Source organism: Pedobacter suwonensis, from assembly GCF_007833675.1.
In the GTDB taxonomy this organism is placed as follows: domain Bacteria; phylum Bacteroidota; class Bacteroidia; order Sphingobacteriales; family Sphingobacteriaceae; genus Pedobacter; species Pedobacter suwonensis.
On record NZ_CP031708.1, the window covers coordinates 3,186,932 to 3,203,489 of the forward strand.

Below are 16,558 nucleotides of genomic sequence, written 5' to 3' on the forward strand. Positions count from 1 at the left end.
AACCCAGGCTGAGTTCAATATCCTTTTTCATTAAAGCTTACCTGGATAATAAACAATTTGAAATAAACGCGTTACCTTAAATACTTTCCTTTTAATTGACTGGAACAATTTTTACATTTACGGAGATATGGTGAGCAATAATTACAACGATTTGTTGCGGAAGATAGATGAGTTTATCCGCAAGTTTTACCTGAATAAAATTTTGCGGGGCAGTATTTATGTTGCGGCCATACTTCTGGCCCTGTATCTCATTGTTTTTTTAAGCCTTTATTACCTGAACCCAACAGCTGGCTTTAAAACCTTTGTATTTTTTGCTTATCTGCTTACAGGTGTATTGCTGGTCGGCTTTTTAATTGTTAAGCCACTGCTTGCCATGCTAAAATTAGGCAAACACCTTACTTTGGATGAAGCATCGGTTATCATCGGAAATCACTTTTCCGATATTAAGGATAAATTATTGAATACGCTGCAGCTTCATCATTTAGCGGAGAAAAATCCTGAAAATAACCGCCTCATTATGGCCAGCATTGATCAAAAGATTATTGAACTCAGGCCCGTTCCATTTTACACGGCAGTTAAGATTAACGATAACCGGAAATATTTAAAATATCTTTTTGTTCCCCTATCCATCATCCTGCTCATTGCCATTATAGCGCCCACAATTTTACGCGACGGTACAAACAGTTTCTTTCGGTACGATGAATATATTGCCCCAAAAGCGCCATTTAGCTTTACCATTCTAAATAAAAGTTTAACCCCTACACAAGGTGATGATTTAACACTGAACCTAAAACTGACCGGTGATGAACTTCCTGCAGAGATTTATGTAGAAGATGGCAAGAACACCTATAAATTGGAAAAAGAAAGCATTAACAAGTTTAATTATAGTATCAAAAATATCCAGAATGATAAAAAATTGATTTTCAAAGGCGGTGGTTTTAGTTCTGCCGTGTTTACCGTTACCGTTAAACCTCGCCCGGAATTGCTCAATGCCACAGCTACATTAAATTATCCTGCTTATTTGGGCAAAAATACAGAATCGGTTGACAATGTCGGAGACCTGCTCCTTCCCGAAGGTACCAAAGTAACGTGGAGCTTAAAGACTGAAAAAAGCGACCAGGTCCTGTTTATGCTTAATGGATCCGAAAACCTGCTTAAAATCAATAACGATGTGGCTCATTTTAGGGCTACTATCAAAAACAATTCAAGATATAGTATCGTTCCAAAAAATCAATATGTTACCATAAGAGATTCTCTTTCACATCAGGTTACGGTAATCAAAGATCAGGCTCCACAGATTAATGTAGAAGAAAAGCTGGATTCTCTTAGCAACAAAGTATTATATTTTAGCGGACAGGTAACTGATGATTACGGATTTAGCCGCTTGAGCTTTAAATACAACCTCAGAGAAAATAACCGTATTGTTGGTACCGTTACCAAAAACATTGCCATTAAAAGTAATGCGACTTCAAATAATTTTTTTTATTTCTGGGATTTAAAAGTTGTTGCCGCCAAACCTGGTCAGAAAATTGAATATTATTTTGAAGTAGCCGATAACGATGGCGTAAATGGTGCCAAGGCTACCCGATCTGAAATTAAAACCTTTAAACAGCCAACTAAAAAAGAATCCGCCGAACAGGTAAATGCAAGCAATCAGGCGTTAAAGCAGAAAGTGCAATCGGCCATACGCCTGGCCAACACGATCGAAAAAGAAAGCAAAAAAGTAGCCGAAAGCCTTATTGATAAAAAACAGATATCTTTTGAAGATAAAAAACAGATTGAAGCCCTTCTAGATAAACAGAAGCAACTGGATGAGGCTATGAAGGAGATTAAAGCGCAAAATGATAAAAATATCCGGCAACAACAGGATCAAAAACAGACAGAAGAACTTATAGAAAAACAAAAACAGATCAAAGACTTGTTTGACCATGTATTGGATGACAAAACAAAAGAACTTTTGCAAAAACTTCAGGACCTGATGAATGAGAAAAATAAAGATCAGACGCAGAATGAACTGTCAAAAATGCAATTGGACAATAAAACCCTTAAAAACGAACTTGACAGAATTTTAGAGCTTTATAAACAGCTTGAATTTGAGCAGAATCTGCAAAATGACATTGACCGGCTAAATGAGTTGGCAAAACAACAAAAAGAACTTTCACAGCAAACAAAAGATAAAAAGCAAGATTATGAATCGTTAAAGCAGAAACAGGATGCACTAAATAAGGAGATGAAAGACCTGAAGGATGACCTGAAAAAACTGGAAGAAAAAAATAAATCCTTAGACCGGCCAAATCCTTTCGAAAACCCGGAAAAGGATATTCAGGATATACAAAAAGATCAGCAAGACAGTAAAGATGCCCTGGATAAAAAAGACGCTAAAAGTGGAAGCCAGAAGCAGCAAAAAGCAGGTGAGCAGATGGAAAAACTTGCTAAAAAGATGAGTGAAATGCAGCAACAGGGCGAGGAAATGGAGAATAACCTGAATGCTAAGGAACTGAGACGACTACTTGAAAATCTGCTGACCACTTCTTTTGATCAGGAAAAAGTAATGCTCGCTTTAAAGAAAATGTCTGCAACTGACCCATCTTACACCAGCAACGTTCAAAAACAACGAAGCATTAAAGATAATCTTAAAACCATTTCTGACAGTTTGTATAGTTTAAGTAAACGCGTTCCGCAGATAGAATCCACTGTTAACGAGGAAATGAATAAAATTAATTTTAACCTTGATAAAAGCTTAGAAAATCTAGGCGACAGAAGAACATCGGAAGCTAACCGTTTCCAGCAATTTACCATGACTTCTATCAATAATTTAACTTTAATGTTAAGCGAAGCACTCAGTCAATTGCAAAATATGCAGAAAAACAGCAAAGGTGGTAGTGGGAAAAAACAAAAACAGGGTATGAAACAACTGTCGCAAATGCAGGAACAACTAAATAAGAGCATGCAAAAGGCCCGTGAACAGCTGCAAAAACAAGGCGGTAATCAAGGTACAGTTGGTAAAGGACAAATGAGCCAGGAATTTGGTAAAATGGCACAGCAACAACAAATGATACGTCAGGCTTTAGAAAAACTTAACCGTGAAGAAAATAAAGACGGTACCGGTAAGTTGGGTAACCTAAATGAGGCCATTAAAGAAATGAAACAGACGGAGAGTGATCTGGTAAACAAACGTCTACAACAGGAAACCTTAAACCGACAGAAAGATCTCCTGACCAAATTGTTAGAAGCGGAGAAAGCAGAGCGCGATCAGGAAGAAGATTCGAAACGGGAAAGTAAGGCAGCAAAAGAGTTTCCTCCATCCTATCAAAAAATGCTGGATCAATTTAAAAAACAGCAGCAAAATGGCAGTGATATACTGCAGAAAATTCCTCCTGGTTTAAATTATTACTATAAAAATAAAATAGCAGAATATTTAAAATCGTTGAATGTAGAGCGATGACATGCTCGTCATCTCAATCGAAGAGCAGTCCCGAACATTAGAGATAGACTAAGACAGAAAGATTTCTCGACTTCATTGCACTCCGCTCAAAATGACGAAAATATATTTCTTAAATTTGCAGCCATTAAACACTACAGTATGCCTGCAATTTCTTTTTTTACCGAATCCATTAGCTATAGCCTTCCTCAAAAATTAAAAATCAAAAAATGGGTGAAAGCCACTATCGAAAAGGAAGGGTATCAACTGCAGGAACTTAATTTCATTTTTTGTAGTGATGAATATCTTTTAAGCATCAACCAACAATATTTAAATCACGATACCTATACGGATATCATTACCTTCGATAATTCTGAAGAAGAAAAACTGATCATAAGTGATATATTCATCAGTATTGAGCGTGTAAAAGAAAATGCTAAAACCTATAAAACTTCAGCATTTGATGAGGTTTGCCGCATTATGATTCATGGAACCCTGCACCTGTTGGGTTATAAGGATAAAGGAAAAGCTGCAAAAACCCTGATGACACAAAAAGAAGATGAATATTTAGCTTATAGAAGTGAATTTGGATTAGTTTAGCCTCCCATTTCTAATTCTAAATGTCATTCTGAGCGCAGCGAAGAATCTTTACCTTTAGTGTATTTGTAAAATACGCCTCGTCTATTTATTCTGTTCGTCTAAACGATACTGGTGTTCGTCGATAATTATACACTACTGGTATAATCCTGTGAACCTCTCTGCAACATTTCCCAATTATTAAAGTCTCATTTTAAAAGCAACGATAATAACAACGGGCATAAGTCATTATTCTTAGCCATTATTCAAGATAAAGTTTAGTTTTAGTTAATGATTGAAGCAGCGGTGGAGCGAGTCCAACCGCTGTTTTGTTTTAGAACCACCATTGATGACATTCAAAACAATCACAATACATCAAGTTTTTGCCATTTTAGCTGATACACAATAGCTTTAAGATATCTGTTTAGCGTTGCAAATAATTTATACTTACCTTTGCAATAATTTTCTTTTATAAATCCGAAACACAGAAAAATTGAGCACATTAATTGCGGCAGAAGGCTTAGGACATGGTTATCATGATGAATGGTTATTTAAAAATTTAACCCTCGGTATTAATTCCGGTCAACGCGTGGCGCTGGTTGGTATTAATGGCGCAGGTAAGAGCACGTTATTGAAATTATTGGCTGAGCGGTTTCCTCCGCTTGAGGGTAAAATAGTAAAAAATAAATCCGTTAAAATCGGTTTTTTGGATCAGGAACCTCAGTTCACAGCGGGATTTTCTATCAGCGACCATATCTTTTCGCTTGAAAATAAGCAACAACAGCTCATCAAAGAATATGAAGAGTTAATTGAACAACCGAACCCAGATGAAAACACACTCAATCGCTTATATGAAGAATTAAGTGAGCATAATGCCTGGGAATACGAACATGAAATTAAAACCATTCTGAACCGGATGGGAATTACTCATCTTCAACAAAAAATTGATACGCTTTCTGGTGGACAAAAGAAACGTTTGGCTTTAGCAAAACTATTAATTGAAGATCCTGAAATCCTGGTACTCGATGAACCTACCAACCATTTAGACATCGATACGATTGAGTGGTTGGAGAAGTTATTAACTACCGGACAAAAAACCATTCTGTTGGTTACACATGACAGATACTTTTTAGATAATGTTTGTAATACCATTGTAGAACTGGATAGAGGAAAAATTTTCAATTACAATGGAAATTATGCATACTTCCTCGAAAAGAAAGCAGAAAGGGAGGCTTTGGACGCAACTGTTTTACACAAGAACCAACAGCTATTAAAGAAAGAATTAGAGTGGATGAGACGCATGCCACAAGCGCGTGCAACGAAATCTCAGGCCAGGATTGATGCTTTTTACGATTTGGAGGAAAAAACCAAGAAAAAGTCTGAAAATCAAAGTGTTACCCTTAAAATGAAAATGTCTAGGCAGGGTGGCAAAATCATTGAGTTAGATCACATAAAAAAAAGTTTTGAAGGTCGTCCAATCATTAATGATTTCAGTTATACTTTTAAAAAAGGTGATCGTATTGGTTTAGCAGGAAAAAATGGAACAGGTAAATCAACACTTTTAAATATCATCACCAACAATTTAAAGCCAGATGATGGTAAAGTTGAAATTGGCGAAACAACCGTATTTGGATATTATAAACAAGGTGGTTTAACTTTCGATCCTAAAGAGCGCGTAATAGACATTGTAAAATCAGATGCCGAATATATTAAAATGGCAGATGGTTCCGTTATTACCGCTTCTGCCCTATTAACACTTTTTCTTTTTCCTCCCAAGAAACAACATGGCATGGTAGAGAAATTAAGTGGCGGCGAAAAAAAGCGTTTAAACCTGATGAAGGTCTTGATGCAAAATCCTAATTTTCTGATTTTGGATGAACCAACAAATGACCTTGATATTGACACCTTAAATGTGCTTGAGGAATTTTTAGAAAATTTTCCGGGCATATTGATGTTAGTTTCCCACGACAGGTATTTGCTCGACAAAATGAGCGATCAGCTTTTTATTATGGAGGGTGAAGGTGTTGTTAAAATATACAATGGTAATTATTCAGAATACAGGTTAAGTTTAGAACAGCCCAAAGCTAAAGAAACAAAAAAAACTTCTGTTCCCAACACTGACCAAGTCCAGCCTAAAGCAACAAAAAAGCTAAGCTTTAAAGAACAGAAAGAATTGGAAGAAGCTGAGAAAGGAATGGAAGAAACGGAAAATAAAATAACCGAATTAACCAACACCTTAAATAACATCAACGCTTCTGATTATATTAAAATCCAAGAAATATCGACTGAGATTGAAATGCTCCAAACTAAATTAGACGATTATACAATGCGGTGGCTGGAGCTTTCAGAATAATAACCATATTGAAATTAATAGTATGTTTCACGTGGAACATATGAGCAACAGAAAAGAAAGTTAAATTTTAACGATAAAAAATAACATTGTTTCACGTGAAACAATTAAAATATAATAAAATGTTTTCAAAATACGATTTGATTGTTGTTGGTGCAGGACATGCAGGATGTGAAGCTGCTGCTGCTGCTGCCAATTTAGGATCATCTGTTTTATTAATTACTATGAACATGGGTACCATCGCCCAAATGAGCTGCAACCCTGCTATGGGTGGTGTTGCTAAAGGCCAGATTGTTCGTGAAGTTGACGCCATGGGTGGTTATTCAGGTATAATATCTGATAAATCAACCATACAATTCCGCATGCTAAATAAATCGAAAGGACCTGCTATGTGGAGCCCGAGAGCGCAAATAGATAGAATGCGATTTGCAGAAGAGTGGCGCTTGGCATTGGAAAGAACTCCAAATCTCGATATCTGGCAAGATAGTGTTGTTGGATTACTAGTAGAAGATAATACTGTATACGGCGTTAAAACTTCATTAGGTATTGAAATCAAAAGTACTGCCGTAGTATTAACTAATGGTACATTTCTAAACGGAACTATATACGTTGGCGAAAAGAAATTTGGAGGAGGCAGAACGGGAGAAAAATCATCAACAGGAATTACAGAACAATTAGTAGAATTAGGCATGGAAGCAGGCCGTATGAAAACCGGTACCCCACCCCGTGTTGATGGAAGAAGTCTAGATTACACGAAAATGGAAGAGCAATGGGGAGACGAAAACCCAGGAAAATTCTCTTATACTGATACTCTTGTTTCAACCGATCAGCGTTGCTGCTGGATTACCTATACCAATAGTGATGTACATGAAACATTGAAAGAAGGCTTTGAAAAATCACCAATGTTTACTGGTCGTATTAAAGGTTTAGGTCCGAGATACTGTCCTTCTATTGAAGATAAAATCAATCGTTTTGCTGAACGTGACAGACACCAAATATTTGTTGAACCTGAGGGATGGAATACCTGTGAAATTTATGTAAATGGTTTTTCAACTTCTCTTCCAGAAGACGTCCAATTTAAAGCATTGAGGTTAATTCCAGGTTTCGAAAAGGCTAAAATGTTCAGACCTGGTTATGCTATCGAGTACGATTTCTTCCCACCTACTCAATTATCTTTGACGTTAGAAACTAAATTAATCAGCAATTTATTTTTAGCCGGACAAATAAACGGAACAACAGGATATGAAGAAGCTGCCTGTCAAGGTTTCATGGCAGGGATCAATGCACACCAAAAAATAACCGATAAACATGAATTGATTATGAAAAGATCTGAAAGTTACATCGGTGTTTTAATAGATGATCTCGTTACTAAAGGCACAGAAGAGCCTTATCGAATGTTTACTTCTAGAGCTGAACATCGTTTGTTATTAAGGCAGGATAATGCAGATATACGTCTCTCTCCTATCGGACATGAACTGGGATTAATTTCCGATGAGCGATTGGACAAGGTGAATCAGAAAATTGCTGATGCTGAAGCCCTGGTAAAATTTACCAAAAGTCAGGGAATTGAAATGGGCGATGCAAATCCGATGCTTGAAAGTTTAGGCTCGAGTGCTTTAAACCAAAACGTAAAAATTCACAGTTTGGTCGGCAGACCTCATGTCGGCTTACAAGATATCATTAAGGTTAGTAAACCTTTAGCTGAAGCGACCAAAGCCTTAGACAAAGAAACTATTGAGCAAGCAGAAATTAAAATTAAATACGAAAGCTATTTCGAAAAAGAAAATGAAATTGTAGCGAAAATGCTAAAAATGGAAGATAAAGAAATCAAGCCAGATTTTGACTATAATAAAATTGTGTCCATCTCCAAAGAAGCACGCGAAAAATTATTTAAAATAAAACCCCGTACTTTAGGTCAGGCTTCAAGAATTTCAGGTGTTTCTCCATCAGATATTTCCGTTTTAATGGTCTATATCAATAAATAACTGATTATCAGTTACTTAAATAAAATAAAATAAACTTAAAATAAAGCGATTTAAGCGATAAAAAATATTTTTTAAACATAATATTCAAAAAAGCACAAAAATCCGTCAGAACGATTAAAATATGCCAAATTTAAAAGATCACTATTTTAACCTTAAAAATTTAGCGGTTATTGTCACCTTGCTCCTACTTTTTGGTTGTGCCAGTATGCAGACACCACAGGGTGGACCAAAAGATACCAAGCCACCAAAAGTTTTAAGCATGACGCCGAAAAATCAGACAAGGAATTTTAATGCAAAAAAAATAGTAATAGAGTTTGATGAGTATTTTAATCTGAAAGATGAGTTTAAAGAATTTTCGATTTCACCTGATCAGGAAAAAGTTCCGGAGTTAAAAAAGAGGCAGAAGAGATTGGAAATTATTCTTAAGGATTCTCTGGAAAAAAATACAACCTATACCTTGAATTTTGGCAAATCTATTGCAGATGTAAATGAAGGAAATGTGGTTAAAAATCTATCTTATGTTTTTTCAACAGGCCCAGATATTGATTCATTATCAATCAGTGGTAAAGTTATTAATTCACTAAGTGACGAACCTGAAAAGGAAGTTACCGTATTTATTTTGCCTTTAGAAAGAGATACGATTTTCGGTAAAAAACGTCCATCAATATATACCACTACTGATAGTGCCGGTACGTACAAATTGAGTAACCTCAGAAAAGGTACCTATAAAGTTTATGCCATTAAAGAAAGTACCGGAGGTGGCGATAAAATATACCAACAGATTTCTGATGAAGTTGGATTTATAAAAGAACCCATCGTAATTGATAAAAACCTGGAAAACATTAACCTGCAGATATTTAAAGAGCTACCTCCAGAGTTCCGCGTATTGGACCGAAAACTGAATAATGATGGCAGTATCTCAATCATCTTTAATCAGCAGCTGAAACGCCCTAAAATCACAGTTACCGATCCTCCGGCAGCAGATATAGGGAAGTATGTCCACTTTACCAAAAATAACGATACTGCTAAAATATGGCTGAATGACATGAGTTTTGATTCAGTGAAGGTGGCTGTTGAAGATCAAGGAAAGCTTCTTCAGACCTTAAACTTTACAAGGGGTAAAAAAGATACTTACACTCGCGAAATTACCATTTCGGATAACTTAACAGGCGGTAAATTAAATCCTTTCCAGCAGCTGACATTAACCTCATCTTTCCCGATTACGGCTGCAGATCCAACTAAAATCACCCTTTTAGAAGACTCTGTAAAAAGAACAAATTTTGAGTTGGTGAAAGATAGTACAGATTTTCTTAAATACTACATTAAGTATCCTTGGAAAAACAAAAGAAACTACGATTTAAAATTGGGTACAGGCGCATTTACCGCGATATTTAATGCCAAAAACAAAGATATCACGAAACGTTTTACGCTTGAAAGTCAAGACGCCTATACTACTTTAATATTAAATGTAACCGTTCCGGACACTTCTAAAAGATATGTGGTTCAGTTCCTAAACGAAAAAAAAGATGTCATAAAATCTTTTCCGGTTAGCAAAAACTCAAAAATTACTTTTTCTAAATATCCTGCAGGTAAATATATGCTTAGGGTTATTTATGACGAAAATAAAAATGGCATCTGGGATACGGGAAATGTTAAGGAAGGATACCAGCCTGAAAAAGTATGGTATTTAAAAGCATTGATGGACTTGAAACCAAACTGGGAACGTGAAGATCCATTGGTAATACCACCGCCAACGCAGTAATGTAGTTTTATCTCTAAAAAATCGTCATGCTGAATTCATTTCAGCATCTTTATAGCATGATAGACCCTGAAATAAATCCGATAGTTATCGGATCACGGTAACGAATATAAAGCAAAACTTCAGTTGAAAGGACAACCTTTTATTTTGTAAACCAGCCCGAATACATGATATAATTATCAGGCAATTTATTAAGTAAAGCCCTTTGCTCTTCGGTAATGGGCTTTATTTTTTTTGCAGGCGTACCTGCATATAAGTAACCCGTTTCGCAAATTGTATTTTCCAATACGACAGATCCCGCTGCTATTATGCAATACTCTTCTATTATAGCATGATCCATTACAATGGCACCCATACCGATCAACACATGATCTTGAACGGTACAGCCATGCACAATGGCATTATGTCCAACAGATACCCTATTGCCAACATGTGTGGAGGCTTTTAAGTAAGTAGCATGAATTACTGCACCATCCTGGATGTTTGACTCATTTCCGATCGTAATGGCATTTACATCGCCTCTGATCACGGCATTAAACCATATGGAACATTTATTGCCAATGGTTACATCACCCACAATCGTGGCGTTCTCCGCTATGAAATTATCTTTTCCTATTTCAGGATATTTATCTTTTACAGGTAGTATTAAAGGCATAAATCAGTTTTAACGTCACCCCGAATTTATTTCAGGGTCTTTTTATGTATTGTGTATCTGATGGTGTTCAGATGCTGAAATAAATCCGATATCTATCGGATCAGCATGACGGAAATATTAAAAAACAGTATCTACCAATTCATTAGCATGTTCAGGATAATCGGTAGTATAGTGTAGTCCCCTACTCTCTTTTCGTTGCATGGCCGATTTAATTACTAAATAAGCCGTTTGAATTACGTTTCTCAATTCACACAGTTTAACTGAAACTTTATTTTTTTTATAAAACTCTTCCGTCTCCTGGTAAATTAAAAACAAGCGACGATGTGCCCGTTCCAAACGGAAATCAGAACGTACAATACCCACATAATCGCCCATAACCTTCTGTAACTCCCTCAGGTTATGCGTTACCAATACATCCTCATTACTTTGGGTAACACCTTGCGAATCCCATTCCGGAATATGATCAGGAATAACATTATTTTTAAAGTTCTCGATAGCATCCTGATAGATCCGGTGAGCAAAAACTGTCGCTTCCAATAATGAATTGGAAGCCAATCGGTTAGCTCCATGCAAACCTGTTGAAGAACATTCTCCACAAGCATATAAATTTTTAATGGAAGAACGACCATATTCATCCACCAGGATACCGCCACACATATAATGAGATGCAGGTGTAACTGGTATATAATCTTTAGTCATATCTATTCCTATAGATAAGCATTTAGCATAAATATTGGGAAAGTGTTTTAATATATCAGCCTTACTGCGCATGGTAATGTCAAGATAAACAAAGTCATCGCCCGATTTCTTCATTTCATTATCCACGGCACGCGCAACAATATCACGTGGTGCCAATGACTTACGTTCATCATACTCATGCATAAATTCTTCACCATTCTTGCGTCTTAAAACACCCCCAAAACCCCTAACGGCTTCAGAAATCAGAAACGACGGATACTCTCCGGGATGATATAACGCAGTTGGATGAAACTGAATAAACTCCATATTTCTTACTTTACCTTTTGCCCTGTAAACCATGGCCATTCCATCGCCTGTTGCAATAACCGGGTTTGTAGTAGCCGAATAAACATGTCCCGCACCACCCGAAGCCATCACAGTCACATTTGCCACAATCTTTTCCACATCGTTAAGCTCTGTGTTAAAGGCATATATGCCATAACAGTTAATATCTTCAGTACGTTTATCCACAAACTCACCCAGGTGATGTTGGGTAATTAACTCCAGTGCGAAGTAATGTGTTAATATCTCTATGTTGCTATTCTTGTGAATTTCATTTAACAACACCCGCTCAATCTCATATCCGGTGATGTCTTTATAGTGCAAAACACGGTGTTCAGAGTGCCCCCCCTCTTTAGCCAAATCGTAAAAACCAGCATTGTCTTTATCGAAGTTTATGCCGTAATCAATGATCTCCTGAATACGCTGAGGCCCCTCTTTTACAACGATTTCCACAATTTTTTGATCACATAATCCATCTCCTGCAATCAAAGTATCTTCAATATGTTTCTCAAAAGAATCACCTTTATCTACCACAACTGCAACACCGCCCTGAGCGTATTTTGTATTCGATTCATCTTCATTCGATTTGGTAACAATTAAAACCTTACCAAACCTGGCAGCTTTAAGTGCAAAACTCAAACCTGCTATACCTGAACCAATTACCAGAAAATCTACTTTCTTCATTAATAAAAAACATTTACTTTATCCACTATGTTAACAACTAGTTAATAAATGTTAGCCTTGTGTCTAAATTATCCTAACAAATAAATTTGAATGTTTAAAGCTACTCTAAAAACACAATTTGCCACAATCTTTTGCGCAATTTTTAAGCAGCTTTATACAAGTAATTAACTTTTTCCCCACTTATAAACAATTAACATTCCACTATTGATAAAAATTGAAGCAATTTTCGATAGCGCTGAAAATCAAACTTATAATATTAGATAAATGTAATCTAAATGTTAGTAAACAATTAATAACTTATCTAAACGAAAGAAATTTCTAAACTTGCCAACAATATTAACACACTAATAAACAAACAAGATTTATTTATTTAAAATAACTTATTAATTATTGAGACGTGGAAAGCTTTATCTTTGACCAACGTCAAAATTCAAAAAAGGAAAATTTTAAAATGAACATAGATGTCTTAGAAGAAATCAATAAAAAAGGTTTCGCAGAAGAAGAAATTGACCCTACGCTTGATCTTTTTGCAGAGATTGAGAAATTAAAGAAGGAAAAAAATGCCATAATCCTAGCTCACTATTATCAAGATCCTGATATACAAGATATTGCGGACTATATTGGTGATAGTTTAGGCTTATCACAAGAAGCTGCAAAAACGGATGCTGACGTAATTGTGTTTGCTGGTGTACACTTTATGGCCGAAACAGCAAAAATCTTATCTCCTGGCAAAACTGTTTTATTACCGGATGTAAAAGCAGGTTGCTCATTGGCAGATAGTTGTCCACCACATCTGTTTAAGAAGTTTAAGGAAAAATATCCTGATCACCTGGTCATCACTTATGTAAACTGTACGGCCGAATTAAAAGCTTTAAGTGACATTGTTTGCACGAGTACTAACGCGGTTCAGATTGTTGAGAGTTTACCTAAAGACCAAAAAATAATATTCGGACCAGATCGTAACTTAGGGGCTTATGTTGCAAAAAAAACTGGTCGGGATTTAGTATTGTGGAACGGTGCCTGTATGGTACATGAAATTTTTTCGCAGGAAAAAATTACAAAATTGAAAGAACGCCATCCTAATGCTAAATTTATTGCCCATCCGGAATGTGAAGAGGTCGTTTTGAAAATGGCTGATTATATTGGTTCTACAACCGGGCTTTTAAAATATACCATTACTAACCCTGCTACAGAATTTATTGTAGCTACAGAAAGTGGCATTATCCACCAGATGGAAAAGGCGAATCCGACAAAAACATTTATTCCGGCGCCACCAAATAACAGTTGTGCCTGTAACGATTGTCCGTATATGAAAAGAAATACTTTAGAAAAACTATATTTATGTATTAAAAATGGTTTGCCAGAAGTAACTGTTCCTGAGCATATTATAGAGCAGGCACGCAAACCGATCCAGAGGATGCTGGATATTTCAGCAGAATTGGGATTGTAAAAATAAAAATCGTCATTGCGAGGAGGTACGACAAAGCAATCTTACAACTATTGCTACTGGGGCGTATTAAGATTGCTTCGTGCCTCGCAATGACGAAAAAGATCATATGAAAAACAACAACATTCTTAAAAATTACTCAGGCTTACTATGGCTTTTGGCGGGAATCTCCGTAGGAAGTATCGTGGGCTTAATTTTTGGAAGAAGCGTTGAGAGTATCAAACCATTAGGAGATATATTTTTAAACCTGTTGTTTACAGCTGTTATTCCGTTGGTATTTTTTGCGGTTTCTTCAGCTATTGCAAATATCGATAGAACAAAAAAGTTAGGCAGATTATTAACCATTATGGTTTTGGTATTTCTTTCTACCATACTCATTTCTGCGGTTTTAACTTTGTTTGCGACATGGATCTTTCCTATCCATCAGCAATTAGGAAGTGCTGCTTTGCCAGCCGAACCTGGAAAAGTACAATCATTTGGTGAACAAATGACACAACTTTTAACAGTTGGTGAATTTTTCGAAATCGGAAGCAGGAAAAATATGCTGGCGCTGATTATTTTTTCAGTTTTGGTAGGTTTTTCAACTTTATATGCTGAAAAAGAAGGTGAAAATTTTAAAAAATTCCTGGTTTCAGGCAATGAAGTGATGAAAAAACTCATCATCTTAATTATGAAGTTAGGTCCGGTTGGATTGGGTGCTTATTTTGCCTACCAGGTTGGGGTATTTGGTCCACAGCTTTTTGGTACCTATGGTAAAGCCCTGGGTTTGTATTATGGTGTTGGGGCATTTTATTTTATTGTTTTTTTTACTTTTTATGCTTTCGTTGCGGGTGGATTTAAAGCAATAAAAGTATTTTGGAAAAATAATATTGTACCTTCTTTAACTTCAATTGGAACCTGTAGCAGCATTGCCACTATTCCGGCAAATTTGGAAGGAACTATGAAAATGGGCGTACCGGCATATATCACCAATGTAACGATTCCTTTGGGATCAACTTTGCATAAAGATGGCTCAAGCATCAGTTCCATTATCAAAATTGCAGTCGTTTTTGCCATTTTTGGTAAAGATTTAGTGCATGTAGATACGATTGTACTGGCTCTTGGCATTACCGTTTTGGTGAGCATTGTTGAGGGTGGAATACCCAATGGCGGTTACATAGGCGAACTATTGATGATTTCTGTCTATCAGTTACCACCCGAGGCATTACCACCTGCGATGATTATAGGTACTTTGGTTGATCCGATGGCGACATTATTAAATGCCACAGGCGATAATGTTGCGGCGATGTTAATTGCCAGGTTTACCGAGGGAAGAAATTGGATGGAGAATAAAAATCTGTCATCCTGACGAAGGAAGGATCTTCAACTATGAAGCACCTGCTTTAAGGTAAAGATTCTTCGCTGTGCTCAGAATGACAATTAAAATTTTAAAAATAAAAATGAGGCTTTGTCCTTAAGTATAAGTTATGTTTGAAAATAAAGAACGCACAGATATTAATGAATTAGGTGAATTCGGCTTAATTAAACACCTGACAACTAATTTTAAAATTAAAAACGATTATTCGGTAAAAGGAGTTGGCGATGATGCTGCAGTACTGGATGCAAGAGGTAAACAGACTTTAATTTCGACCGATTTATTATTGGAAGGAATCCACTTTGATTTGGCTTACGTGCCGTTAATGCATTTGGGTTATAAGGCCGTACAGGTAAACCTGAGTGATATTTATGCCATGAATGGAAAGGCAAGTCAGATTACCGTTTCGCTGGGTTTGTCGAGCAAATTTCCGTTAGAAGCCGTTGAAGAAATTTATAAAGGCATTGAACTGGCCTGCAATAAATACAATATCGATTTGATAGGAGGTGATACTTCATCAAGTAAGCAAGGTTTGGTGGTCAGTATTACCAGTATTGGTTATGCCGATGCAGATAAAGTGGTGTACAGAAACGGCGCACAGGAACATGATTTGTTATGCGTTTCAGGCGATTTGGGCGGAGCCTATTTAGGCCTGCAGATTTTAGAAAGAGAGAAATTGATCTATCTTGAAAATCCTCAGATCCAGCCGGATTTAGAAGGAAAGGATTATATCATCGAACGACAACTGAAGCCTGAAGCCAGGATGGATATTGTTGCGCTTTTAGATGAAATGAATATAAAACCAACCGCTATGATTGATGTATCAGATGGTTTAGCTTCAGAAATTCTGCATCTGGCCGAACAATCAGATAAAGGGATGACCATTTATGAAGAGAAAATTCCTTTAGATCCAATGACTTATGAAACTGCACGCGAATTGGGTATTGATCCAACTGTTTGTGCGCTAAGTGGTGGTGAAGATTATGAATTGTTATTTACCATTAGCCAGGATGATTACAAAAAACTCAAACATGATGTAGATATTACGGTAATCGGACATGTAACGGATAAAAATTCGGGTTGCAAAATGGTGTCCAAATCAAATAATGTCCACGAGCTGAAAGCCCAGGGCTGGAATGCTTTTAAGAAATAAAAACAGCGCGTCATTTCGAGCGGAGTGCAACGAAGTAGAGAACCCGAAGGCTCAGCGAAGCTAAATCTGTTTGTATAGATATCTCCATTCCACTGCGTTCCATTCGAGATGACGATTTTACTTTGTAGTCGATATTGCTAAGAAAATATAAAAC

Annotated in this window: 10 protein-coding genes; 8 read left to right on the forward strand and 2 right to left on the reverse strand. The window is 36.5% G+C overall.

What is annotated here, in order from left to right:
• Positions 1–127: 127 nt before the first annotated feature.
• The 5 genes from DV942_RS13060 to DV942_RS13080 all read left to right on the forward strand — a co-directional run bounded on the left by DV942_RS13060 (position 128) and on the right by DV942_RS13080 (position 10,094).
• Entirely contained in the window at positions 128–3,445 is a 3,318-nt protein-coding gene (locus DV942_RS13060; protein WP_145858101.1) for a DUF4175 family protein, read from the forward strand.
• Between the two features lie 138 nt (positions 3,446–3,583).
• A complete protein-coding gene (ybeY, locus tag DV942_RS13065) occupies positions 3,584–4,021 on the forward strand; it encodes an rRNA maturation RNase YbeY (protein WP_145858107.1) in 438 nt (145 codons plus the stop codon).
• A 469-nt stretch (positions 4,022–4,490) separates the two neighbouring features.
• Positions 4,491–6,350 carry an ABC-F family ATP-binding cassette domain-containing protein gene (locus DV942_RS13070; protein WP_145858108.1) on the forward strand — a complete coding sequence of 620 codons (1,860 nt, stop codon included), beginning with the start codon at positions 4,491–4,493 and terminating at the stop codon, positions 6,348–6,350.
• 119 nt (positions 6,351–6,469) lie between these two features.
• The gene (gene mnmG / locus DV942_RS13075; protein ID WP_145861738.1) at positions 6,470–8,332 is read left to right on the forward strand and encodes a tRNA uridine-5-carboxymethylaminomethyl(34) synthesis enzyme MnmG; all 1,863 of its coding nucleotides are present in this window, start codon (positions 6,470–6,472) and stop codon (positions 8,330–8,332) included.
• 121 nt (positions 8,333–8,453) lie between these two features.
• Positions 8,454–10,094 (forward strand): Ig-like domain-containing protein, encoded by a 1,641-nt coding sequence (locus DV942_RS13080; protein ID WP_145858112.1) that lies wholly within the window; start codon positions 8,454–8,456, stop codon positions 10,092–10,094.
• A 139-nt stretch (positions 10,095–10,233) separates the two neighbouring features.
• Here the strand turns inward: DV942_RS13080 and DV942_RS13085 are convergent, their stop codons facing one another.
• Positions 10,234–10,746, reverse strand: coding sequence for a gamma carbonic anhydrase family protein (locus tag DV942_RS13085; RefSeq protein ID WP_145858115.1), 513 nt, complete (start codon positions 10,744–10,746; stop codon positions 10,234–10,236).
• A 117-nt stretch (positions 10,747–10,863) separates the two neighbouring features.
• Positions 10,864–12,450, reverse strand: a complete 1,587-nt coding sequence (gene nadB / locus DV942_RS13090) for an L-aspartate oxidase (protein ID WP_145858119.1) — start codon at positions 12,448–12,450, stop codon at positions 10,864–10,866.
• Positions 12,451–12,901: 451 nt separating this feature from the next.
• Here nadB and nadA point away from each other — a divergent pair, with 451 nt between their 5' ends.
• The 3 genes from nadA to thiL all read left to right on the forward strand — a co-directional run bounded on the left by nadA (position 12,902) and on the right by thiL (position 16,404).
• On the forward strand, positions 12,902–13,900 hold the full coding sequence (gene nadA, locus DV942_RS13095; protein WP_090981453.1) for a quinolinate synthase NadA: 999 nt from the start codon (positions 12,902–12,904) through the stop codon (positions 13,898–13,900).
• A 106-nt stretch (positions 13,901–14,006) separates the two neighbouring features.
• Entirely contained in the window at positions 14,007–15,245 is a 1,239-nt protein-coding gene (locus DV942_RS13100; RefSeq protein WP_145858123.1) for a dicarboxylate/amino acid:cation symporter, read from the forward strand.
• A 118-nt stretch (positions 15,246–15,363) separates the two neighbouring features.
• Positions 15,364–16,404, forward strand: a complete 1,041-nt coding sequence (gene thiL / locus DV942_RS13105) for a thiamine-phosphate kinase (RefSeq protein ID WP_145858126.1) — start codon at positions 15,364–15,366, stop codon at positions 16,402–16,404.
• Positions 16,405–16,558: the final 154 nt, after the last annotated feature.

Coding starts and splice junctions, on each gene's coding strand:
- DV942_RS13100 (WP_145858123.1), top strand. CDS start 14,007: ATGAAAAACAACAACATTCTTAAAAATTACTCAGGCTTACTATGGCTT.
- DV942_RS13060 (WP_145858101.1), top strand. CDS start 128: ATGGTGAGCAATAATTACAACGATTTGTTGCGGAAGATAGATGAGTTT.
- nadA (WP_090981453.1), top strand. CDS start 12,902: ATGAACATAGATGTCTTAGAAGAAATCAATAAAAAAGGTTTCGCAGAA.
- DV942_RS13080 (WP_145858112.1), top strand. CDS start 8,454: ATGCCAAATTTAAAAGATCACTATTTTAACCTTAAAAATTTAGCGGTT.
- DV942_RS13085 (WP_145858115.1), bottom strand. CDS start 10,746: ATGCCTTTAATACTACCTGTAAAAGATAAATATCCTGAAATAGGAAAA.
- mnmG (WP_145861738.1), top strand. CDS start 6,470: ATGTTTTCAAAATACGATTTGATTGTTGTTGGTGCAGGACATGCAGGA.
- ybeY (WP_145858107.1), top strand. CDS start 3,584: ATGCCTGCAATTTCTTTTTTTACCGAATCCATTAGCTATAGCCTTCCT.
- thiL (WP_145858126.1), top strand. CDS start 15,364: ATGTTTGAAAATAAAGAACGCACAGATATTAATGAATTAGGTGAATTC.
- nadB (WP_145858119.1), bottom strand. CDS start 12,450: ATGAAGAAAGTAGATTTTCTGGTAATTGGTTCAGGTATAGCAGGTTTG.